The sequence below is a fragment of the Desulfotomaculum sp. genome (assembly GCA_003513005.1).
Classification (GTDB): domain Bacteria; phylum Bacillota; class Desulfotomaculia; order Desulfotomaculales; family Nap2-2B; genus 46-80.
Map to the genome: position 1 here is coordinate 1 of DOTD01000062.1, position 23,208 is coordinate 23,208.

Sequence of the window (23,208 nt, forward strand, 5' to 3'; positions counted from 1 at the left end):
GTCATAAAGTGTACACCCATGTGCTAAACCGCGGACCTTCGGGCGTGCGCAGTCCGGTGGACGGACTTTGAAAAGGAGGTTTTTATGCCGACCCGCATAACATGCCGGGATAAATGGCTGGGAAGCGGCAAACCATTGCAGCAACGGGCTTTATCGTACCTTCGAAAGGAAATCCGAAGGCATCTTATAGGGGCAGAAAGCAAGGACTCCGCATCTTATGCGGATCCATCTAATTATTGTTGGCTGGAATAAAATAATGGCTGATTACCTCCAATTTAAAGAAAAAGAAGGATATGATAACCCCTATGAGTGAAAAGAACAAAACAGAATACGACTCAGTATCGAATGACCATTTTGTTATCCGAGAAAATAGTCCTCAATACGGCAAGCGGATAGACATTGGATTCACACGATCATGCAGTTGCGAACCATCTCACATAAACTGTATGACTGCGAAGGAGTGGCTTAAATCACAGCTCGGAGTCTGGCAATTTTTATACGAAGCAAGGGATGTGCGCGACAAGACACTTCATCCTGCCACTTTTCCGATCGCCCTTTCAAAGAAAGTCATTGAGTTGTTCACCCATCAAGGCGAGCTGATTCTTGACCCATTTATTGGAAGTGGAACGACGCTTGTTGCTGCCAGCGATACGAACAGGAATGCAGTTGGATTTGACTTGCAGAAACACTACATAGACTTATGCGAAAAAAGATTGCGACAGCAGGCGAATCTTTTTAACAAATCAAAACAACTTGCCATTCAAGATGATGCCAGAAATATTCATAAATATATTTCGAATGATACAATAAGTCTCATATGGACTTCACCGCCTTATGCCAATCTGCTGAACCGTGAGCGAAAGAATAAATCTAGGAGGGACAGAAATAACGAACAACTAGGAAAGGTTGAACAGTATTCACAGGACATACGCGATCTTGGAACGATGGCGATAGCGGATTATACAAACGCGATGGGTGACATATTTGAGTCATTGCTTCCCCTTTTGCGCCCGAAAGCCCATTGCGTTATAAATGTGCCTGACATGTGGTGGGAAAACCAAAGAATTACAATTCACGTTTCACTTATCGAGGAATTACGAAAAAGGGGTTATGAATTACGAAATATCATCATCTGGGATAGGACGAATGTCGTTAATAAAATCGGCATCTTCGGATGGCCCAGTAATTATATTACGATGGGGGTCACTTTTGAATACCTGCTTGATTTCTGGCGTTCCCCAACAGAAAAGGCGTAAGAATATGGAGATTTTCACGAAAGATGATTTAATCAACAAACTTCTCGAAATAAAGGCAAGGGGGTGGGTACCCAACGCGAGACGTGGAAATGCAGGGGGAGTTGGCAACACACTCGAAGACTTGCTTGGGATCCAGGAAAACAATTTGCCAATACCGAATGCGGCAGAGTGGGAGCTTAAATGCCAGCGAAAAGGTTCATCATCATTGACCACGCTTTTTCACATGGAACCTTCACCACGTGCCGTTCGTTTTGTGCCTCGCGTGTTTCTTCCCCAATATGGATGGATACATGAACAGGCCGGAGAGTTATATCCAGAGTCCGAAATGAGTTTCAGACAAACCATTCATGGCCAGGCGCGCAGCGATAGAGGCTTTTGCGTCGTTGTTGACAGAAGGACAAGGAAGGTGCTCATTTCTTTTGACGCTTCATCAGTGGATCAACGGCATCAAGATTGGCTTGCTTCCGTTAAGTTGCGCGTAGGGCTTTCCGAACTGAATCCGCAGCCTTATTGGGGCTTCGATGACTTGTTCCATAAAGCAGGCACGAAATTACTAAATTGTTTTTACGTGCAGGCTGACGTGAAGAAAGTCGCCGATCGTGAACATTACCATTACAATACGGTAATGATTTTGCGTAATTTCTCCCTGGAAAATTTTCTTAAGGCGATAGAAGATGGAATAATTCTGGTGGATTTTGACGCAAGAACAGGCCACAACCATGGTACAAAATTTCGAATTCGACAAGGCAATTGGGACCGCCTCTATTCCGATGTGAAAAAGATATAATCAGCCAACAAGGCGCTGCACCGGACGGCAATTCCGCTGCGCTCCATTGCCAGCCGGTTATGCGGAGCCGTTGGGCGTCTCATCAATCACTATCACCGTGCTTACGAAGGAGGAATTATGGCTAGCCCGACTTTCGATTTTCTAGTGCTTTTTAACTCTAAAAATAAATCTGAAAATGGTCTAACGCACTAAAAACATCGGTAATTCCCCACGAAAGCGAGTTTAAGTAGACCTGTTCGGTCAGGTCAAAAAGAGAACCAATAGCGGTCAGAGTCTAAGCGGATTCAGGTAATTTGACAACTGAATACCCCAAGCGCTGTAATAACTTAACCGCATGCTCTTCTGACGAAGCCACAAAGCCGGGTTTGCACTTTGCCTTTTCGTAGAGTGCCGGATTGAACAGTTCACCGGTTGAAAGCATGCAGTAAATTGCCGTCAGCATCATGCGAGCGATGGCGATAATCGCCTTCTTGTGGCCGCGGCGGAGCTTGATCGCCTCATAGCGGACGCGATAGTGCGGGAAGTCCTTGCACTTAATAGCGTTGTTGGCGCATTGAACGAGCACGGGCTTGATGTAAACGCCGGCTCGACTGATGCGAACTGATTTCTTCTTGCCGGCGCTCTGATCATTGCAGGGAGCAAGTCCAGCCCAGGAACAGAGATGCTTGGCAGAGTGAAATACCGACATGTTGGCGCCGATTTCAGAGAGAATGACAAGCGCCGCAAGTTGTTTAATGCCAGGAACTGACTCGATAATCCTCATAGCGCCGGAGTACGAGGCAGCCATCCGCAGAGCCGTTGCTTCTATCTGAGCTATATAGCTTTTAATTCAATCTATATGGCGCAGACACAAAGTGATTTTACCGGCCTGAACCTCGTTAATGGCGCCGTCAATGTCTAAAGCGATATCGTCTTCTTTCTTCAGCATCGAGCCGTGTAACAGCGGCCGAAAATCAAAGTCCTGATCATCAGGATGTTTCAACAGATGCCAAAGAATAGCCGAAGAGCTTTTGTTTTTGTCTATTAAAAAATGCGTAAATATACCAAAACGTACCACAAAATATGACAATTAATATATCACTAGGCAAGTTCTACTACGGTAACCCCCAGTCCTCCTTCGCCGTGTTCCCCAAACCGGAATGACTTAACCCGGGGATCCGCCTTTAAATACTGTTGGACGGCAATGCGAAGGGCTCCGGTTCCCTTGCCGTGAATTAAAAATATGCGCGCCAGGCCTGCAAGACCGGCGTCGTCCAGGTACTTGTCCACTTCAAGCAGGGCCTCTTCGGCTCTTTTTCCGCGCAGGTCCAACTGGGATGAGATAGCTCCGGCCTTATCCATGAGTGTGCCTCCGGTATGGACCTGGCCGGCGGGAGCAGTTTCTTTTTCTGCGGGGCGAAGTTCGTTCAGAGGAAGAAAAAGCTTAACCGCCCCGACCTGGACCTGGACACTGCCCTCCTCAACCGCATCAGTGATCCGGCCTCGCATATTAAACATGGGGACAAATACTTCCTGGCCTACTGTAAACCCTTCCTGGCTTTGTTCCCGGTTTTGAGGTTTAGACGCCTGCCTGCTGCTCCCTGCCTTAATCGCCTGTATTTTCCTGCGCACTTCCGAAATGGCGATTTCTTTATCACGGTTAGATTCCCCGGCCATCTGCTCCCGGAACTCCCGGATTGTCTCTTCCGCCTCTTTCTGCATCTTTAAAACAATCCGGCCGGCTTCCTCGCGGGCCTTTTCCGTCATCGACCGGCGTTGAGAGAGGAGATCCTCCTCCATTTTTTCGCAGCGCAGCCTGGTTTCCCGGGCCTGATCCAACAGCCGCTTTGTGTCCTCCCGCTCAACTTCAATATCCTGGCGGCTGCGTTCAAGATCCTTGATCAGATCCGCCATTTCAATCTGTTCTTTTGTCAGAAATTCCCTTGCCCTGTCGACAATCTTTTGTTCCATCCCCAGGCGCAGGGCAATTTCGAAAGCGTTGCTGTGTCCGGGTTTTCCCGTCAACAGCCTGTATGTAGGACGCAGCGTCATGGAGTCAAATTCTAAAGAAGCGTTTTCAACACCCGTCCTGCCCTGAGCAAAAGTTTTCAGTTCGGAAAAGTGGGTTGTTACCATTACCCTTGCGCCGGTATCAATCAGCCTTTCCAGGGTTGCCTGGGCTAAAGCCGCTCCTTCTGTGGGGTCGGTGCCGGCGCCCAGTTCATCAATCAAGACAAGGCTTGAAGGGCCTGCAGCCCCCAGGATATGGATGATATTGTTCAGATGTGATGAGAAAGTGCTCAGGTTCTGCTCGATACTCTGTTCGTCACCTATATCTACGAAAACCTGCTCGAAGATGCCCACTTCCGTCGTTTCCCCGGCGGGAATATGGAGTCCGGATTGGGCCATCAGGACAAGCAGTCCAGCTGTCTTCAGAGCGACCGTCTTCCCGCCTGTGTTTGGCCCGGTGATGACAAGTATGTTATAAGCTTTGCCTAAAAAAAGGTCGTTTGACGTTACATTCCCGGACAGCAGCGGATGGCGCGCTTTTTTTAAAGAAAAGTAAGCAGGTTTTTGTCCGGGCAGTGGTTCTTCGGCATAAAGATCGCTGCTGTAGCGTGCCTTAGCCATGATGAATTCCAGGTGTCCCAAACCTTCCAAAGACAGCCTGATGCTGTCGGCAGCCGCTCCGACCTGGCTGGAAAGGTCGCGCAGTATTTTAATAATCTCCTCTTTCTCTTCAGCCTGCAGCCGGCGTATTTCGTTATTGGCCTCAATGACCGCCATTGGCTCAATGAACACGGTGGCGCCGCTTGATGACTGGTCATGGACGATGCCCCTGACCTGCGAGCGGTATTCCAACTTAACCGGGACGACATAGCGGTCTTCCCTGATTGTAACAATGGGGTCCTGCAGATATTTCTGGAAAGCAGCGGAACGGATAAGTTTTTCAAGCTGGTCCTTGACAGAGCTGCGTGTGCGGGCCAATTTGCGCCTGATCGCCGCCAGAGCGCCGGACGCCGAATCGGATATCTCGGCTCCGGCGTCAATGGATGTGAAAATACTTTTTTCAATAGTATTATAGTAATCCAGCTTGGCGCCTGTCTCACCCAGTAACGGATAAGTTTCCTGCCGCGCTGTCAGGAAATCCTTAATCTGCCTGCAGGCGGCCAGGGTATGTCCGACGCTGAGCAGGTCGGACGGCTCAAGCACCGCCCCGTGGCCGGCTCTTTCCACTTGCTGCCGTACATCCGAATAGCCTCCTGTCTGCGCCAGAGGCTCAAGGCGCAAAAGCTTCTTTCCTTCTGTGGTTTCGGCCTGGGCTTTGCTAATTTCCTCCGCCAAAACCGAAGGCCTCAAGGCTAACACGCGTTCACGCCCCAGCGAAGTCCCGCAGTAACCCGCCAGATTTTCCAATACCTTATCATACTCAAGCCTTTTCAAAACGCGTTCGTTTATCTTTTTCACCAGACTCCAAACAGAGGCAAACAGGGCAAACAGAGGGACGTTCTTTTTGTTAGCAAACAGAGGGACGTTCTTTTTGTTTGTCCATTCTTCTATGTTCATTCTTTTAATTATAAGACTCCGCGGAAGAGGTGTCCAGAAGTGACGCCGCCGGGGTGGAGTACGGTAAGGGAATTTTTAATTTCGGCCAGCTGTGCGCCGTCATTTACACGGGCTGCCCGGCAGTATGCCCTTACAACTGCTTCAACAGAAGAAGGATCAAGCAGGCGGGCGTCTATCCGTACGGTTCCGATTCCCGCCTCCGCAAGTGTTGGAATGCTTTCCACCAGACATAAAACATGGGAGTTAAAAATATGCAGGCGGCAGGAACTGTCCATTTCAAGGGGGAATAATACGCCCAGCCTGTCCTTTAAAGAAAATTTCCTATTCCTGCAGGGTTGAGCGCATTTTCCCGGCAGGCATTTTTCAGCATCGATCAGGCTGCCGGGGGCACAGTATTCCGAAACCATCAGTTCGACCCTCCCATGCACAAGGACTTCCAGCATATACCCTGTCCGGGCGGCTATCCTACGGACTTGCTCAATTGTCAATTCTGGTGAAAGAGAAACCTGGGCTGCTCCCTGCCGCGAAAGATACTCAACAGTAAGCCTGTTAAAGGCATTCAGGGTGTAGTCGGTATAGACCGGGACAAGACCTTTTATTTTCTCCAGCAGCCCGAGGTTCCCGGCCAGAACACCGTCTACAGGCCAACTGCCCACCTCCTCAATCAGCCCGGTAAGTCCGTCCATCTCGCTGTTGCGGATAATCGCTGGCGTTGCTAAAACAAATTTAATACCGTTTTTCCGGCAGAATTCAAATCCCCTGAACAGTTCATCCCTGTTTACAGAAGACCTGGGGGAATATTCTCCGGATGAAAGGTAAACCAGGTCCGCTCCTGCGCGGACCGCTGCCTTTAAGGCGGATAGATCTCCTGCATGTACGGCAACCAGTGGACGGGTGTGCTGCAAGAACTGTTTTTTTCTGTCTTCCGGGCTGGTTTTAAAAACTCCGGCCAACCGCCGGTGAAAAACTTCAACAGCGACAGGCTCTATCTTCCAACTGTTCAGACGGGCCCGCTCAAGCGACACCACAGCTTCCCTTCTGGCCTGGTTTATCTCAGCGGCGGGATAAATTACACTTCCTTTAATTTCGCACTGCAACTCACTTAAGCTAAACGGAGTATTGCCCAGTCGGTCCATCTGCCGGCGCAGGTATGTTTCGTCCAGGGGCCGTTCGGAAGCCGTCTGTCCTACCTGTACGGTTGATCCGGAACCTGTGTTTCCGTCTTCATCCCTGACCGTAACTTCCATCGGTTCCCCGGCTCCCGCCCGTATAAAAAAGCTTACAGAAAGCTTTCTATTCTCTTTTGGAGATGTGAAGGTCAGTCTTGCCCGGTTAATCAGTTCCGCGTCATTTGTCTTGAACACCCTGTCGCCCTTCTTTACCGCTCCCTGGAAGGGGACCTTTACTGTCTGTCCTGGCCGAGCCTCACTGACTGTCTCTCCGTCCAATAAAAAAGCGCCGGCGACAAAACCCTTTCTGCCCCCTTCGGTGACCCAGATTCCAAGGCCGTCTCCTTTATTAAGCTTATCTTCAAGGTGAATTTCCACCATTTTTTTCTCCCAGTCGTAACTGCGCACCCTACCCAGAAAGATACCCCTGTTGTTCGGACGTTTGTAACTCATCATTTTATTGTACTGGCGGCCGTAGAAGTAACCGGTGGTAAATTCCCGGTTGAAGATCTGGGCAAGTTCCATGTTTTCCTGCGCTGTTACATAAAAACCTTCGTCCCCGTTTAAAACCGCCCTGTCGATTAATTTTCTGTAAATCCCTGTGACAACGGCAACGTATTCCGGCCGCTTGATCCTGCCTTCAATCTTGAAGGCGTCAATCCCAGCCCCGATAAGGTCGGGAATATGCCCGCTCATATTGAGGTCGCGCGGGCTTAAAAGATAATCCCCGGCTTTTTCCTGACCGACAAGGACAAGCGCCCTCCCCTTTTCGTCAGTAAGTGTATAAGGCAGGCGGCAGGGCTGGGCGCAGCTTCCGCGGTTGCCGCTCCGGCCGCCGATCATGCTGGAAAACAGGCACCTGCCGGAGTAGCTGATACAAAGAGCGCCATGGATGAAAACTTCTATCTTTGCCTTTTCGGCGGCGCAGATTTCTCTAATTTCGGACAGGTTCATTTCCCGGGACAGGACAACTCTCTTAAAACCTGCGGTGGATAAAAGTTCAACTCCCGGAAGGTTGTGGATTGTCATCTGTGTGCTTGCGTGAAGGGTCAGCCGGGGGACAACCTCACGGGCAAGCGCGGCCAGGCCGAGGTCTTGGACAATTATGGCGTCAGCGCCGGCATTGTATAGAAACAGGAGAAAACCGGCTACTTCTTCCATTTCCCGGTCGGCAACAAGGATGTTTACGGTGACATATACCTTCACACCCCGCAGATGAGCGTATTCTATAGCCCTTGCTATCTCCTGGTTTTCAAAATTGACGGCTGACCGGCGGGCGTTGAACATCCTGCCGCCCAGGTAGACTGCGTCAGATCCGTTTTGCACTGCTGCAACAAAGGACTCCCATCCGCCCGCAGGGGCAAGAAGCTCAGGTTTTTTGAGCAATAAAATCAGCGCTCCTAAAAAGAATTTTTTGCATATTATATTATCGGATTAATAACCATCCTAGCAAGTAGGCAAGTAGGGACGGTTCTTGCTTGCCTCTTGTTAATTGGGCAAGTAGGGACGGTTCTTGCTTGCCTCTTGTTAATTTATTCAAGGAAAATGGTTTTAAAAGGATCTGATTAAAATTATCCGTGTACTTACCTATAATATACACCACGGTGAAGGGATTTCCGGCATCTCACTGCCGGAAACAGCCGCAGTGATCAAAAAGAGCAGTCCCGATTTGGTTGCCCTGCAGGAAGTGGACATGTTTATGCCCCGCAGCCGCTTTGCAAACCAGGCCAAGAGGCTGGCCAAAATGCTCGGGCTGCGGTATGTGTATGGCCGCGCCGAGAGCTGGTGTATAGTTATGCGTTACGGCAATGCGATTTTATCCCGCTCAAGAATCCTCCGTCATAATAACCTTATCCTTTCCAAAGTCAAAGAACGACGGGCGCTTTTATGCGCCAGGATTAAGATCGGGCAATATCCGGATTTCTACTTTTTAAGCACACACCTGGGCTTGAGCAGTGATGAGCGCCGCACTCAGGTTGAAAAAATTGCGCAGATTGTCAACGCGTTGAAGGGACCTGTTATCCTGGCGGGGGATTTCAATACGGGGCCGGAAGCCGGGGAATTTAAAAGCCTGAATGGCCTTCTGAGCTTTTCCATGTTAACAATCCCTACCTATCCGTCTCATGAACCCGTTTATGTTGTGGACAATATCATGGTTTCCGGACACTGGTCAGTCCTCGGAGCCGCAACTGTAAAATCGCAGGTTTCCGATCACCTGCCGTTGATAGTTGACCTGGAATGCAATTATCACAAAAGTTAACTTGTATTAAGGGAGGTTAACTGTATTGCTAAGCGTGCTCATCTTTTTGAAACAAAGGGATTGCCGGCTATATAGAAACGCAGGGGAAGTTCTTTCCCCTCGCTTATACCAATCCGTGTTGTGCTGACAATCTTATGCCCGACCTCATCGGCGGCGCAGATGAAGAGTCCATTTTCGGTCAAATCCCGGCCATTCCAGCCTTTGTCGATTCCCATTGCCTGGACAAGCCGTCCCGGACCGCTGCAGAGTTCGGCCAGTTTATTCCTGCCCCGCCTTTCCTTCATAAGTTCTATACCCTCCAAGGGTTCCAGCGCTCTGATCAAAACGGCCTCTCCTATGCCCTGCTCCCTGGTCACTACGTTGAAACAATAGTACATCCCGTAAATAAAGTAGATATAGGCGCAGCCCGGGGGGCCGAACATAGCCCGGTTTCGTTTTGTCAAACCTTTTGCCGAATGGCAGGCAGGGTCGTTTTGAAGATAAGCTTCCGTTTCTACTATTATACCGGAAGTCATCCCATCAGAATTATTACTGACCAGGATGTGTCCGAGCAATTCCCGGGCAACTGTCCTGGTATCCCTGCCATAAAAGGATACCGGCAGTATGCGGCCAGTTTGTTCAGAGGCCATTCTTCTTTCTTTCGTAGCATTTTTCTCCATTCTGCCTTCTTCTGATCAAAATGCTCATGGAAATGTTCCATGAGCAATCATTTTATTCTGTATGGCTATTCTGTCATGGCGTCTTATTTTTTATGCTTTCCCCTAAGCTGCTGCTCATATTCCTTCTGCATTTTCATCAATTCGTCGGCGGTATTTATCGCCGCCAGAACAGCCGCCTTGGACGTGCCGAGCTTTGGATTCAGCGCAATGACCTGCCGCATTTTCTTGTTGACGTATTGCGCAAGCATTTCCATGTATTCAGGCGTTTCATCGCCTTTTAAGATATATGTCTCACCTAAAATTTCAACCTCGACACGGTTAACAGGTTCGCCCATATATTTTCACCTTCCGGCTTTTCTTTTATTTTTCGCCACCCGGGGAAATAATTCCTGCCATTGTGATAAACTTTTATATAGCTACTCTGAAAATGCTTTACATTAGGGAAGCCAACTGTCTATGTGCTCATGTTCGCCTTACCTCTCTATTTATGTGCGAAGCCGTGCCCCATACTTGCGGTCCAGTTCTCCGGAGACAGAATCCATACATTTCGCCACTTCTTCGTCAGTGAGTGTCCGGTCCTCAGCCTGGAATTTCAAAGAAAAGGCAAGGCTCCGGTAACCGGCCTGGATCTGTCCTCCCTCATAAACATCAAACAATGATACGGATGTCAGCGTATGCCCTCCTGACCGGCCTATAGTTTCCCTAATCCTTTCTGCAGGCACATCTCTGGGCGCCAATACGGCAATATCCCTTTCCATGGATGGAAAACGGGGCAGCGGCTGATATTTTCTAACGGTAGCGGCCAGGTTGGCAATTTTGTCCAGATCAAGTTCAAAGACAACAACCCGTATGGGAAGATCGAGCTTTTCCAATACTTCCGGATGCAGTTCACCAAGGATACCCAGTTCCTGTTCTCCGGCAAAAACCTTGGAGGTCCGGCCGGGGTGAAAACTGGGATTGGAGTATTCGGCTTCAAAGAAAAAGCCTGTTAAACCAACCTGCTGAAAAAGAGTTTCCAGAACTCCTTTTAAAAAATAATAATCAAGCGGCATAACTTTCCTGTTCCAGCCTCCCGAAGTTTCCCCCATGGCGGCTGCGGCAAGCATGGTTTTTTCTTCCGGAAGCCGTGAGGCCGGTACAAACACGCTGCCCAGTTCAAAGACAGCCCCGGATCTTATCTGCCGGTTATAATTTCGCTTCAGCGCTTCTACCAGGCCGGGTGTTATCCATGTGCGCATGACAGACTGCTCCTCACTCAGCGGGTTCTGCAATTTGACGGTCCGGCGCAGAGCGCTTTCCGGGGAGAGTTTGTAAAGGTCTGCCGTTTCCGGATTAAAGAAGCTGTAAGTGATTACCTCATTGAGACCGCAGCCTGCAAGTATATCTTTGATGTTCTCCCTAAACAGCTGGTTTGGAGTGCGTTTGCCAAGCGTTGTTCGGGCATTTGGCAAAGTTCCAGGGATCTGGTTGTATCCGTGGAGTCGGGCAACTTCTTCAACCAGGTCGGCTTCCATGCTGACGTCGCTCCGCCAGCTGGGCGCCCCGACGATTAGTTCGCTGCCGGGATCCTTAACATCGAACTGGAGGCGTGTTAAAATATCTGCTATTTCTTCTCCGGTTATTTCAGTGCCCAAAAGGAAATTTGTCCTTTCCGGGCGCAGGCAGATCATTTTTGGCTCTGCAGGCGCCGGGTAATTGTCCACTGCTCCTTCCAGTACCTGAACACCGGAAATCTGCTGAAGAAGTTGTACGGCCCTGTCGGCAGATCTGCGGCAGCCCGCCAGATCGATGCCCCCTTCAAATCTTTGTGAGGCGTCCGAGCGAAGACCGAGTATTTTGGATGTGCGCCTTATGCTGGCAGGGTTGAAATAGGCAGATTCCAAAAGGACGTTTGCAGTTTGATCAGTTACTTCTGTTTCAAGGCCGCCCATAACTCCCGCAATGGCAACCGGGTTTTTGGCGCCGGCGATAATTAGCATATCGGTAGTAAGTTCCCTGTTGATCCCGTCCAGAGAAACAAGGATCTCATTTTCCGCAGCCCTGCGCACCACTATCCGGCCTTCAAGCAGGGTATCATAGTCAAAAGCATGGAGAGGCTGGCCAAATTCCATCATTACATAGTTTGTCACATCGACAACATTGCTGATCGGGCGGACACCGGCGGCCCGCAAACGCTTCTGCATCCACAGCGGGGACGGCCCCACCTTGACACCGGTCATCAGGCGCGCCACGTAGCGGCGGCACAGGCGCGGTTCTTCTATGTCAACTTTTACCCTATCCGCGCAGGGTGGAAGTGATTCTTCAACTTTTGGAGGTGTATAATTTAAGGGAAGTTTTAAAATTGCGGCTACTTCCCTGGCAGCGCCGAGCATAGACAAGCAATCGCCGCGGTTTGGGGTCAGTTCAAGCTCTAAAATAGTGTCGTCCAGGCCGAGAAGAGGTTTTATGTCCAGGCCGGGAGGCGTATCTGCAGGCAGGATCATCACGCCGTGAGCCTGTTCGGGGGGCAGTGACTTAGCGTCCAGACCGAGTTCCTGTCCCGAGCAGAGCATCCCCCTGGATTCAACACCCCTTAATTTTGCGCGCTTGATGACCAAACCGCCTGCCAGTGTGGCGCCTTCAAGAGCTACGGGGACAATTTGCCCTTCCTGCACATTTGGCGCGCCGGTGACTATTTTCAAAGGCTCGCTGTCGCCGAAGGAGATTTCACAGATTAAAAGCCTGTCTGCATTGGGATGCCGTTCAATTCTTAAAATTTGTCCCGTAAAAACCTTTGTGATGCCTTCTCCTGGGTTTTCAATGCCTTCAACAGCCAAACCTGCCAGAGTCAGCCTCTCAGCCAATTCAAGCGGAGAAACAGTTACATTCACGAAATCCTTCAGCCAATTAAGTGAAACTCGCAAAACGCATTAAACCTCCTTAATTATGTCCCTTAGAGACTAAAACTGGTTGAGAAAACGAAGATCGTTGTCGTAAAACAAACGGATATCGTCAATTCCGTATTTGAGCATGGCCACTCTTTCCACGCCCATGCCGAAAGCAAAACCGGAGACTTCCTCGGGGTTATAGCCGGACATCTCCAGCACTCTGGGGTGAACAGAACCGCAGCCCAGTATTTCCAGCCAGCCTGTCTGTGAGCAAACCCTGCATCCACGACCGCCGCACATCACGCAGGAAATGTCAACTTCTGCGCTTGGTTCCGTGAACGGGAAGAAACTGGCCCTGAAGCGGGTCAGCGTTGCCGGCCCGAACATTTCTTTGGCAAAGAGCCCCAGAATTCCCTTCAGGTCGCCAAAAGTAATTCTTGTATCAATTAGCAGTCCTTCCACCTGCTGGAACATGGGCGAATGGGTGGCGTCGTCATCCCGCCTGTAGACCTTGCCCGGCGAAATTATCTTAACCGGGATAGCAGGGGCGGTCCGCTCCATGGTCCGTACCTGAACGGGTGAAGTATGCGTGCGCAGCAGGAATTCCTCTCCGATAAAGAAAGTATCCTGCATGTCTCTGGCCGGATGGTCTTTGGGAAAATTGAGGGCTTCAAAATTATAATAGTCAAGCTCGATTTCAGGACCTTCGGCAATCTCAAATCCGAGGCCAAGGAAAATATCTTCTATCTGGCGCCTAACCCTGGTAATGGGGTGAATTCTGCCGTGCGCCGGCGCCGTTCCCGGCAGGCTTATATCGAGGGCCTCTTCCAGTAAACGGGAGCGGATTGTTTTCTCTTTGACCAATGCCGTCCGTTCGGTTAACTCTTCCTCTATCCTTGCCCTTATTTCGTTGGCCAGCTGTCCGATGCGCGGCCTGTCTTTTTCATCAAGCGCCCCCATACCCCGAAGCACCTGGGTAAGTTCTCCCTTTCTGCCCAGAAAACGGACGCGAATCTTTTCGATCTCCTCAAGATCTTGAGACGAAGACAGCAGGTTTACAGCTTCAGCAGCAATCTTTTGTAATTTCTCTTCCAAAACATTTCGTCACCCTTTTTATGAAGATTAGTCCAAAAATAAAAAAACATCCACTAGGGACTATTTTAAAGCCATTCTCAGTTAAAATATAATAGTTTATGCAGCTTGGAAATATTGGAAATATTTCTCCGGGCAGGCGGGCATACTTCATTTAAGCATATGTTACACATCAATATATTTAATGCAATGCGTACCTCCTGTAAAGGATATAGGCTTTAACAGAACCGGTTGCTACGAAAAGCCTCCAAAAAAACTCGGCGGGAAATAACATAAGTTCACGACCCTTCCATAATTTTTGGGGACCTCAAGATGTCTTTTTTTGTTAACCTACGGGCCAATTATATCACAAGCAATTTTCTAAAACAACAAATTAAGGTGATCAAAAACGCTGGCGAACTGCTTCATAAAGTATTATCGACACAGCAACCGCCGCGTTTAAGGACTCCGCATGTCCCGGCATGGGAATATTTACTACGAAATCACAGATGTTCAACAGTTCTTCGGAGCAGCCGCCCGACTCGCTTCCCACAGCTATAACTGTGGGCGTCTTGAGGTCGCAGGAGATAACAGTCTGCTTTGCATACGGTGATCCCGCGACTAACTGCAGGCCGGCTGTCTTTGTAAAACGCTGCGCTTCGCCAATTGATTCAACTTCAATTACGGGAATATGAAAAAAGGAACCCATAGTTGCCCTTAAAGTCTTCGGGTTGTAAAGGTCTGCTGTTCCTTTGAGCAGAATTACGCCCTGCGCTCCGGCGGCGTCGGCGCTCCGAATAATTGTGCCGACATTGCCAGGATCCTGCACCCTGTCGACGAGGACAACCAGCGTAGGGTTTTCGGAAGCCAGCTGATCCAGCTCTTTTTCTTTGCGCCTAAGAACGGCTAAAACCCCCTGGGGGGTTTTAGTTGCGGAAAGTTTTTTGAAAACCTCCTGACTTACCTGGATGAGTTCAATACCGGCGGCATTCGCCGGCTCCTGAACCAACCTTCCCCGGTTACTTTCCTGCCAGGCAGGTGTGCAGACTATCTGTTCCACCGGCCAGTTGTAATGGAGAGCCTCACTGATCATCAGGCTGCCTTCGATGATGAACCTGCCCTCTTTCTTTCCAAAACGGGGGCGATAAAGGCGGCTGATATATTTAACCAGGGGGTTCTGCAGGCTGCTGACTGGCATTGAAAGTTATCCCCCGATTCTTTCCAGTTTGGCGTCGCTGCCGATAACCAGCAGTATGTCCCCTTTTTGGACAACCTGGTTTGCGTCAGGAGAAATAATGAGATCATCGCCGCGGCGGATGGCTATTACGGTAATGCCATGTTTCTGGCGCATGGCGGACTCCATCAGTGATTTGCCGATAAAACTGGACGGGGCAACCATTTCAGCGATACTGTATTCCGGCGAGAGGTGGATCTGGTCGATAATATTGCGGGATACCAGGGAATGGGCAACTCTTATGCCCATCTCGCGCTCAGGAAAGACCACTAAATCAGCCCCGACCTTTTGGAGCACCCTGCCGTGAAGTTCGTCGTTAGCCTTGGCAACTATTTTGCCAACGCCCATTTCCTTAAGCATTACCGTAACCAGAATGCTTGCTTTAACCTCATGCCCGATAGCAACGATTACCGTGTCAAAATTACGAAGCCCCAATGATTTGAGCGCCCGTTCATCCAGTACGTTAGCCTGTGCTACATAGGCAACTTCTTCAGCAACGCTATTGACTATTTCCTCGTCGTCATCCACCGCCAGAACTTCGTGCCCCATTTTTGCAAGTGTCCTGGCGACACTTGCCCCGAACCGGCCCAGGCCAATTACGGCAAATTGCTTCATGTCTTAATCCCCAACCTTTTCCACCTTTACAAAACAGTGCGCCGACTTTAACCGTCAGCGCTGATTTGTCTTGTATATCTTTTTGCCGGATGTCTGTTTTTATGCTCCAAGATTGGATTTAGCTACTTCGACAAGCTGGTCGAAAGCCTTTGCATCGTTGACCGCCAGATCGGCCAGCATCTTTCTGTTTATTTCCACTCCCGCCTTATGCAAACCGTTGATAAACTTGCTGTATGACAGGCCGTTTATCCTTGCCGCGGCATTAATGCGCGCGATCCATAAACGGCGGAAGTTTCTGGCTCTGACCTTGCGGTCCCGGTATGCATAGGACAGGGACTTCATAACCTGTTCCTTTGCTACCCTGAATAATTTACTTTTTGAACCCCGGTATCCCTTGGCAAGTTTTAAGACTTTTTTATGCCTCATATGGGATATAACACTGCTGTTCGCCCGTGGCATTTATAAAACCCCTCCCGTAGATTCTTTTTTTAGGATGGCAACAGCCGGCGTGCTTTTCTTATATCCACGGGGCTGACCAGAATTGATTTGCGCAGCCTTCTTTTACGGTGGGAACTCTTGTATCCCAGAAGGTGACTGCGAAAAGCATGAAAAGCCTTGAACTTACCCGAGGCGGTTCTTTTTATACGTTTTGCCGCGCCCCGGTGACTTTTGATTTTTGGCAAGATGAATACCTCTTTTCTACTGCTGTTTTGATTCCTGCTTGATTTCTTGTTTCGGCGCCAGGATCATAATCATATTTTTGCCTTCCAGCCTGGCATGTCTTTCTATCGTGGAGTGCTCCTTGACATGTTCGGCCAGGCGGTCTAAAATATTCTGTCCCAGGCGGGGGTGGACAATTTCACGCCCCCGGAACATGATTGTGGCTTTAACTTTATCTCCGTCTTTCAAGAAGCGGGCCACATTATTTGCCTTGACCAGAAAGTCATGCTCCTCGATTCCAGGTCTTAATTTTATCTCCTTGATGCTGACAATGTGCTGCTTTTTGCGGGCTTCCTTTTCTCTTTTGCTCTGTTCGTACTTGTACTTACCGTAGTCCATTAAGCGGCACACCGGCGGTTTTGCCTGCGGCGCAATCTCGACCAAGTCCTTCTCTTTTTCCTCGGCCAGGCGCAGGGCGCTGGCCAGGGACATGATCCCCAATTGATTGCCGTCCGAGTCCACCATTCTTACTTCTTTTACTTTGATCTCTTCATTGACACGGAAGTCTTTGATAATATTTACAACCTCCTGGAGATTTTAATAAAAAATAAAAGCGGCAATACCTGTCCCGCTTCCTCGCTAAGAAATATTCTTTACCTTATTTACAGCCGGAAGGCGCTTTAAGGTGAGAAGCGGACGGCTTCTGCTTCGCATTATTTTTACATTTCTTAAATTATATATATAAATTATAGAAGCGTCAACTACTACCACGTATGATCTGCAAATAATCCCTGGGCGTACAAATAAGGACACCCTGGATAATTTGACCTCGATAGGCGCTAAAGTACTGTAGATCCCCAGTGATTAAATGCGTGGAGCGTGCTTGCACAGCAGCTAGAAGCACGGGGCGATCTTTTTCCGGCAGGATTGCCGGACAGGGCATTTTCGGGTCGGCATCCGGAACTATCTCCACTTCCGCCAACAAATCTTTAAGCCGTTTGAACTGCCCAGGGCTGGAAAGGTTACGTATAGCTTCTTCAATTACATAGGCGGATGCCAGTAATCTGCACTGTTTCTGTCTGCTCATCTTCCGGAACACTTCCAGGCTGGGACTCCCGTAGGCTATGGAAAACAATACGTTGGCGTCCAAAAACAACCGGTTCATTAAATATTGCCGGACCTTTCATGCGGTATATTTTCCGGGTCCAAACCAAGCTTTTTTACCTCGGATACCGCCCATGCGTAGTCTTCCGCAGTTAAAGCATTATTTAATAAAAACTGCGCCTTTCTCTCCGGTGTATAAATTTCAACAGACAGAGCCACCCCAGGACGCAAAAGAATGCCCTCCGGCCGCGGTTCCGCAATCAACAGAGTCCCTTCTTCCAGACTGTATTCCTTGCGCAAGCCGGCAGGAATTACTACTGCTCCCCTTTTTCCAACTTTTATGGTTTCAGCATTCACGAACAATCACCTCTGATCATCAGAATATCTTATTGTCCGATATTTGTCAATGACATATAATCATCTAAGCTTCACAAAATTCAAGAAGGAATTTCCAACACAAAAAAAGAAAGTAAATGTAATACTAAAGATACTTGCAAAAAAACGGAAGGATATCTATAAAAAAAGATGAATATACTGGTCACCGGAGGCGCCGGTTATATCGGCAGCCATACCGTAAAGGAACTAATCAAGAATAACCACCATGTAATAGTTCTGGACAACCTGAGCAAGGGGCGCCGGAAGGCTGTTTTAAAAGCAAAATTTATACATGGCGACATCGGTAACAAAAAGTTTCTTACAGAACTGTTAAAATCGGAAAAAATTGAGGCAATTGTACACTTCGCCGCCAGCAGCCTGGTTGGCGAATCGATGGTAAAACCTGCGGAATATTACCGGAACAACCTGGTTAACGGCTTAAGCATTTTAGACGCAATGCGCGATGCTAAAGTAGAAAGCATTGTCTTTTCTTCGACTGCCGCTGTTTACGGCGAGCCGGCCGTGATTCCGATTCTTGAAGATAATCCAACCGTACCAACCAATACATACGGGGCCACAAAGCTTGCCCTGGAAGGCGCAATGAACTGGTACAGCCAGGCCTATGGATTAAGGTGCATTTCACTGCGCTATTTTAACGCTGCGGGCGCCGATCCTGAAGGTGAACTGGGAGAGGACCATAACCCTGAAACACATCTGATCCCCCTGGTGTTAAAAGCCGCTCTCTGCTTAGCGCCGGATATAAAGATTTTCGGCAGCGACTACCCTACTCCGGACGGAACCTGCATCAGGGATTACATTCACGTGACTGATCTGGCTGCTGCCCATATCCTGGCTGTCGAAGCTCTCGCCAATGGCGCAAAAACCAATACATACAATCTGGGAAACGGTTTGGGGTACTCTGTTCAGAAAGTAATCCATACAACCGAGGGGGTTATAGGAAGAGAATTAAATAAAAAGATAATAGAAAGGCGCCCGGGAGACCCTGCAGTTTTGGTGGCCAGTTCAGAGAAGATTAAAAAGGAGCTGAACTGGAAACCTTACCTGAACGACCTGCGCACAATAATTGAAACTGCCTGGAAGTGGCATAAAGCGCATCCCGGGGGCTATGAGATATAAAATAAATTGGGGGTGAGCAAATGACAATTAAAAATAAAAGAGTTGTTATTACCGGCGGAGCCGGCTTTATCGGATCTCATATAGTTGAAGAGTTATATAGGGATAACGAGGCAATAATTATAGACGATCTTTCTACCGGTAAGCTTGAGAATATAGAACCATTTCTGACCAACAAACACGTCCGGTTTGTCAACGGCAGTATAACTGATCTGCCGCTTCTTCAGTCAACCTTCCAGGGCGCCGATTATATCTTCCATGAAGCCGCTGTAACATCGGTACCCAAAAGCATATCAGACCCTTTAACAACTAATGAGGTAAATATAAAGGGTACTCTAAACGTACTAACAGCAGCCCGTGATAATAAAGCTAAAAAGGTTGGTTACGCTTCCTCATCCGCTGTTTATGGAAATAACCCGAATATGCCCTTAAGAGAGGAATATACTCCGCAACCCTTATCCCCTTATGCGGTATCCAAAATAACAGGTGAATATTACTGTAAAATATTTTCAGAAATTTACGGCCTGTCTACAGTTTCCCTGCGTTATTTTAATGTTTACGGCCCGCGCCAGGACCCGGAATCACAGTATGCAGCGGTAATACCTATATTTATTAGAAAGCTGTTAGCTAAAGAAAGCCCTGTAATCTATGGTGATGGAGAACAGACAAGGGATTTTATCTTTGTAAAAGATGTAGTAACGGCTAATATCTTAACCGTTTCAAATGATATTACGGGGTCAGTGAATGTTGGTTCTGGAAAAACTACGACCATAAATTCGTTAGCTAATATTTTAAGCGAACTTCTAGAAAAGAATACGGGGGGTATTAAACCTATCCGCACTGAACCCAGACAAGGGGATCCCCTTAGAAGTCAGGCAGATATAAATAAGATTAACGCCTTTAATTTTATTCAACAGTATACACTAGAAAAAAGTCTTGAAATAACAATAAAATATCATAGACAGCTTGCCTAACCGTTTTATTACCTAGGCGCCTTGCTGCAATTTATTAAAGCGAGGCGTAAAATGCAGTTCTTCGAGAAGTTTTGTATATTCATCCGGCTTTATCTGGTCCCAGGGTTTTTTTAGAATCGATACCAGCACACCTTCAATTACGTTTGTGCCAAATGAACGCCCTTCAAACTCGGGAGTCGAGGTAATCAGGTAACCGGCGCCCTTTTGGGTTAAGAATTCCACATCTTTAGGTGTGGTAGTATTCGTTATAATTACCTGACCGGTAAGCGCCGGAAGGTAGCGCCTGATGAAGTGAAAATCTCCTGCGATAACTCTTGCGTTCTGGTAATAGCTGCTGTATTTCTTTACTTTGTCTTCATTGGCGCCTTCCTGCTTTGTTCCCGTGGGATAGAGCATTTTAAAGGGCATTCTGACAATGATTGGCAGAAGGATGCGGGCAAGTATTACCAGGCTCGACAGGGACCGGATTGGGCATGGGATGCCCAGGGCAAAAATCAGGTCTCCAAAGGTTACATTGCAGCCGGCTTCTACAAGCGCTTCTGCCATGCCGAAACGGTCCACACCGCTGACCATCAGGACCGGCGCCCCGTCAGGAAGGAGATCGGTGTTTTCTTTCAGGTAAGCTATTGTTTGACGCTCAAGAGTGTTTTTAAGGCCGCTTCCGTCTACAACCGGAGTTTCCTTAACAGCCCTGACGAGCTTCAAGGCATCCTTTATGGCATAGCGTTTTTTGCCGGCGTAAAGGTAAATGTCGATTCCTCCCAGGCCGATTGCGTCTACTTTACCGTCCAAGCTTTTTAGGACATTGATTGCCTTCTCCAAATCACCGTCTGTTCCCAGCCGGCTGATTTCGAACTGTTCCCCCAGTAATTCCACCTGTACTTTGTGGTCCCTTGTAGATGAACCGAGGCTTACACTGACTACTTTCTTCAAAGCAAAAGCTCCATTTCTGCTATTTTTTATCATTTTAGCTGGAAAACTTAGAATTTGCAAGATTCACACGAAAAATAACCCTTCGGTTGACATTCAACCAGCCATTCTATATGATAGCTACAATAACTTAGTTTATAGCTTTAAGCGGGTGAACCGTTGGACTTTTCTATCTTGAGTTTAATTGATCCTTTAAAGGACATCCCTCTCTATGCGGCGCTGCTTACTATCCCCAGGCAGATCTGGGGAGCAAGCACAACGCATGTCTTTTGTAACCTGCAGGGGCGGATTATCCTGAAAAATGACGGATATGAACGTGAAGCCAAGCTGTTCAACCGGTTTGCCAACGACCTGGACAAGGGGGTTGTCTGGGCGGATAAGGGCTGGCGCAGCACGTGCCATCATTACAACCCGGAGACTAGGCGCGGCATCTGGCCCTGGGCCAGTTCAGCCCAGAAATGCGAGGTTTATTATAAGAAGGCTATCAGCTATTGGCAGAGCGGAAATTTCAATAAGGCAATGTTCATGATTGGAGCCGCCGCACATCTTGTACAGGACGCTTGTGTTCCTCACCACGCCTCCTGTATAATCTGCAACGGCCACCAGGCCTATGAAAACTGGGTGGAGAAAAGGAAGCTTCAGTTCAGGGTTCAGTCGGCGGGGATATATGATCATAGGGACACGCCACAGGATTGGATAATCGAAAATGCCAGGCTTGCTGGAAAATATTACAGCAGGCTGCGCTCTTTCAATGATTACCAGCAGGTTACAGCGGTCCTGCTGCCGATTGCACAGCGTTCCACAGCGGGCTTCCTCAAGTTCTGTTCCAGGCAGTTGCTCCTTCAACCCGTGGAAATCCACAAGACGTGTGAACTTTCTTTAACCGGTGCGCCTGCAGGATAAGGATTTTCTGTTCTAATCAACTTAGCTGTTAAATTGTAAAACCTAGAGTCCACGGGCAACCGGGGGTTTTTTCTTTTAAAGTTCTTTAGCTTGCTCCAAACCAGTATTTTCTTTCCAGACTGCGGTATTGAATTGCCTCCGCTAGGTGGACCGATTCAATCTGACCGGACTCGTCGAGGTCTGCAATGGTTCGTGAGACCTTTAATATACGGTCATGTGCCCGTGCGCTAAGGTTCAGCTGTGTGAAAGCGCCCCTTAAGAGAAGCCTGGCTTCCTTGCTTAGGTTACAAAACTTTCTTACCTGCTGGGGCCTCATCATCGCATTGCAGGTTATGGATTTATTGCCGAACCTTTCCTTCTGAATTTCTCTGGCCTTAACGACCCTTTCTTTTATTGCGGAAGAGGATTCATTTTGTTTTTCTTCCGCCAGTTCAAGGTAAGGCAGACGCGGAACTTCCAGGTGGATGTCTATCCTGTCAAGCAAAGGGCCGGAAATGCGGCTGATATATCTTTGGATTTGGTACGGGGTACAGGTGCAGGCATGTGTAGGATCTCCAAAAAAACCGCAGGGGCAGGGGTTCATTGCGCCAACAAGCATAAGCCTGGCAGGAAATGTGGCCACGCTGCTGACTCGTGATATTGTTATAATGCCGTCTTCCAGTGGTTGGCGAAGCGATTCCAGGGCTTCCCTGGGGAATTCGGGCAGTTCATCAAGAAATAAAACACCATTGTGGGCAAGGCTGATCTCTCCGGGACGCGGGCGCCTCCCCCCTCCAATAAGACCTACGGATGATGCGCTGTGGTGCGGGGATCGGAAAGGCCTTTGTATGATCAGGGGCTGACCGGGTTTGATCAGGCCGGCAAGGCTGTATATTTTGGTTACCTCCAGGGATTCCTCAAACGAAAGATCTGGTAGAATACCAGGCAGTCGCCTGGCCAGCATAGTCTTACCTGATCCGGGGCTCCCCAGCATGAGCAAATTATGTCCTCCGGCGGCAGACACTTCCAGCGCACGGCGAGCTGCGATCTGGCCGCGGACGTCGTTCATATCCTCAATTACCACTTCCCCGCAGCCGGTTAGTTGAGAGATGTCTAAGTTAAAAGCAGGAATATCTTCCTCTCCTCTTAAGAAGCGGACAAGCTGTTCAAGATTTTCAACTGGATAAACCCTGATGTCATGGACCAATGCAGCTTCAGCAGCATTTTCAGACGGTACGATTATTTCACCGACCCCCCCTTCCCTGGCAGCCAATGTATTCGGCAGAACACCGGTCACCCTGCGAAGACTCCCGTTCAGGGAAAGCTCTCCAATTAGAATGAACCTTGAGAGCGCATCCGGCTCAATCTGGGCGGTAGCGGCAAGAATACCAGCCGCAATCGGCAGATCGTATAATGGTCCCTCTTTGCGCATATCCGCAGGAGCGAGGTTTACAGTAATCCGCTGGAGGGGATATTGAAACCCGGAGTTTCTGATGGCTGCACGCACCCTGTCCCGCGACTCTTTGACCGCAGGATCAGGCAGTCCTACCAGGTCGAAACAGGGCAGGCCGTTGGCCACGTCAACTTCAACCTGGATAACATGACCGTCAAGGCCGGTAAGAGCTGTGCTTTTAACGGTGGCTAACATTAATCCGTCTCCAAAAGGCAATATATAGCAAAATACA

Annotated in this window: 24 protein-coding genes; 7 read left to right on the forward strand and 17 right to left on the reverse strand. The window is 48.8% G+C overall.

Features of this window, described 5'->3' with window-relative positions; genetic code table 11:
* Nucleotides 1-305: 305 nt before the first annotated feature.
* Nucleotides 306-1,256, forward strand: coding sequence for a DNA methyltransferase (locus tag DEH07_07490; protein ID HBY04368.1), 951 nt, complete (start codon nt 306-308; stop codon nt 1,254-1,256).
* Between the two features lie 4 nt (nt 1,257-1,260).
* Complete coding sequence (locus DEH07_07495; protein HBY04369.1) at nt 1,261-2,043, forward strand: nciI; 783 nt, start codon at nt 1,261-1,263, stop codon at nt 2,041-2,043.
* A 274-nt stretch (nt 2,044-2,317) separates the two neighbouring features.
* On the opposite strand, the gene DEH07_07500 is transcribed toward DEH07_07495, so the two are convergent.
* From DEH07_07500 to DEH07_07515, 4 genes are read right to left on the reverse strand one after another with little or no spacing between them, the layout of a single operon-like run.
* A complete protein-coding gene (locus tag DEH07_07500) occupies nt 2,318-2,830 on the reverse strand; it encodes a hypothetical protein (protein HBY04370.1) in 513 nt (170 codons plus the stop codon).
* Nucleotides 2,831-2,872: 42 nt separating this feature from the next.
* The gene (locus tag DEH07_07505; GenBank protein HBY04371.1) at nt 2,873-3,112 is read right to left on the reverse strand and encodes a hypothetical protein; all 240 of its coding nucleotides are present in this window, start codon (nt 3,110-3,112) and stop codon (nt 2,873-2,875) included.
* 11 nt (nt 3,113-3,123) lie between these two features.
* On the reverse strand, nt 3,124-5,589 hold the full coding sequence (locus DEH07_07510) for an endonuclease MutS2 (protein HBY04372.1): 2,466 nt from the start codon (nt 5,587-5,589) through the stop codon (nt 3,124-3,126).
* A gap of 8 nt (nt 5,590-5,597) precedes the next feature.
* The gene (locus tag DEH07_07515; GenBank protein HBY04373.1) at nt 5,598-8,144 is read right to left on the reverse strand and encodes a peptidase U32; all 2,547 of its coding nucleotides are present in this window, start codon (nt 8,142-8,144) and stop codon (nt 5,598-5,600) included.
* 175 nt (nt 8,145-8,319) lie between these two features.
* Here DEH07_07515 and DEH07_07520 point away from each other — a divergent pair, with 175 nt between their 5' ends.
* Complete coding sequence (locus DEH07_07520) at nt 8,320-9,018, forward strand: hypothetical protein (GenBank protein HBY04374.1); 699 nt, start codon at nt 8,320-8,322, stop codon at nt 9,016-9,018.
* Between the two features lie 38 nt (nt 9,019-9,056).
* On the opposite strand, the gene DEH07_07525 is transcribed toward DEH07_07520, so the two are convergent.
* From DEH07_07525 to DEH07_07565, 9 genes are all read right to left on the reverse strand, one after another.
* The gene (locus DEH07_07525; GenBank protein ID HBY04375.1) at nt 9,057-9,647 is read right to left on the reverse strand and encodes a DNA-3-methyladenine glycosylase; all 591 of its coding nucleotides are present in this window, start codon (nt 9,645-9,647) and stop codon (nt 9,057-9,059) included.
* Nucleotides 9,648-9,760: 113 nt separating this feature from the next.
* Nucleotides 9,761-10,012, reverse strand: a complete 252-nt coding sequence (locus tag DEH07_07530) for a cell division protein ZapA (protein HBY04376.1) — start codon at nt 10,010-10,012, stop codon at nt 9,761-9,763.
* Nucleotides 10,013-10,162: 150 nt separating this feature from the next.
* Entirely contained in the window at nt 10,163-12,580 is a 2,418-nt protein-coding gene (locus DEH07_07535; protein HBY04377.1) for a phenylalanine--tRNA ligase subunit beta, read from the reverse strand.
* A 36-nt stretch (nt 12,581-12,616) separates the two neighbouring features.
* Entirely contained in the window at nt 12,617-13,639 is a 1,023-nt protein-coding gene (locus DEH07_07540) for a phenylalanine--tRNA ligase subunit alpha (GenBank protein ID HBY04378.1), read from the reverse strand.
* A 379-nt stretch (nt 13,640-14,018) separates the two neighbouring features.
* Nucleotides 14,019-14,813, reverse strand: a complete 795-nt coding sequence (locus tag DEH07_07545) for an RNA methyltransferase (GenBank protein HBY04379.1) — start codon at nt 14,811-14,813, stop codon at nt 14,019-14,021.
* Between the two features lie 6 nt (nt 14,814-14,819).
* Nucleotides 14,820-15,464, reverse strand: coding sequence for a potassium uptake system protein (locus DEH07_07550; protein ID HBY04380.1), 645 nt, complete (start codon nt 15,462-15,464; stop codon nt 14,820-14,822).
* 99 nt (nt 15,465-15,563) lie between these two features.
* Nucleotides 15,564-15,923, reverse strand: a complete 360-nt coding sequence (locus tag DEH07_07555; GenBank protein ID HBY04381.1) for a 50S ribosomal protein L20 — start codon at nt 15,921-15,923, stop codon at nt 15,564-15,566.
* A gap of 29 nt (nt 15,924-15,952) precedes the next feature.
* Entirely contained in the window at nt 15,953-16,147 is a 195-nt protein-coding gene (locus DEH07_07560) for a 50S ribosomal protein L35 (GenBank protein HBY04382.1), read from the reverse strand.
* A 16-nt stretch (nt 16,148-16,163) separates the two neighbouring features.
* Nucleotides 16,164-16,700 (reverse strand): translation initiation factor IF-3, encoded by a 537-nt coding sequence (locus DEH07_07565; GenBank protein HBY04383.1) that lies wholly within the window; start codon nt 16,698-16,700, stop codon nt 16,164-16,166.
* Here DEH07_07565 and DEH07_07570 point away from each other — a divergent pair.
* Nucleotides 16,626-16,808: a hypothetical protein gene (locus DEH07_07570; GenBank protein ID HBY04384.1), complete on the forward strand. Its 183-nt coding sequence runs from the start codon at nt 16,626-16,628 to the stop codon at nt 16,806-16,808. The genes DEH07_07565 and DEH07_07570 overlap by 75 nt on opposite strands.
* A 73-nt stretch (nt 16,809-16,881) precedes the next feature.
* On the opposite strand, the gene DEH07_07575 is transcribed toward DEH07_07570, so the two are convergent.
* Nucleotides 16,882-17,289 carry a DNA-binding protein gene (locus DEH07_07575; GenBank protein ID HBY04385.1) on the reverse strand — a complete coding sequence of 136 codons (408 nt, stop codon included), beginning with the start codon at nt 17,287-17,289 and terminating at the stop codon, nt 16,882-16,884.
* The gene (locus tag DEH07_07580) at nt 17,289-17,585 is read right to left on the reverse strand and encodes an AbrB family transcriptional regulator (protein ID HBY04386.1); all 297 of its coding nucleotides are present in this window, start codon (nt 17,583-17,585) and stop codon (nt 17,289-17,291) included. The genes DEH07_07575 and DEH07_07580 overlap by 1 nt, the downstream gene beginning before the upstream one ends.
* 168 nt (nt 17,586-17,753) lie before the next feature.
* Here DEH07_07580 and galE point away from each other — a divergent pair, with 168 nt between their 5' ends.
* Together galE and DEH07_07590 are read left to right on the forward strand one after the other, a co-directional pair.
* Nucleotides 17,754-18,740, forward strand: coding sequence for a UDP-glucose 4-epimerase GalE (galE, locus tag DEH07_07585; GenBank protein HBY04387.1), 987 nt, complete (start codon nt 17,754-17,756; stop codon nt 18,738-18,740).
* Between the two features lie 20 nt (nt 18,741-18,760).
* The gene (locus DEH07_07590) at nt 18,761-19,711 is read left to right on the forward strand and encodes a GDP-mannose 4,6-dehydratase (GenBank protein HBY04388.1); all 951 of its coding nucleotides are present in this window, start codon (nt 18,761-18,763) and stop codon (nt 19,709-19,711) included.
* 12 nt (nt 19,712-19,723) lie between these two features.
* Here the strand turns inward: DEH07_07590 and DEH07_07595 are convergent, their stop codons facing one another.
* Entirely contained in the window at nt 19,724-20,644 is a 921-nt protein-coding gene (locus tag DEH07_07595) for a quinate 5-dehydrogenase (protein HBY04389.1), read from the reverse strand.
* Between the two features lie 156 nt (nt 20,645-20,800).
* Here DEH07_07595 and DEH07_07600 point away from each other — a divergent pair, with 156 nt between their 5' ends.
* On the forward strand, nt 20,801-21,544 hold the full coding sequence (locus DEH07_07600; protein HBY04390.1) for a phospholipase: 744 nt from the start codon (nt 20,801-20,803) through the stop codon (nt 21,542-21,544).
* An 85-nt stretch (nt 21,545-21,629) separates the two neighbouring features.
* On the opposite strand, the gene DEH07_07605 is transcribed toward DEH07_07600, so the two are convergent.
* A complete protein-coding gene (locus tag DEH07_07605; GenBank protein HBY04391.1) occupies nt 21,630-23,171 on the reverse strand; it encodes a magnesium chelatase in 1,542 nt (513 codons plus the stop codon).
* Between the last annotated feature and the right edge of the window lie 37 nt (nt 23,172-23,208).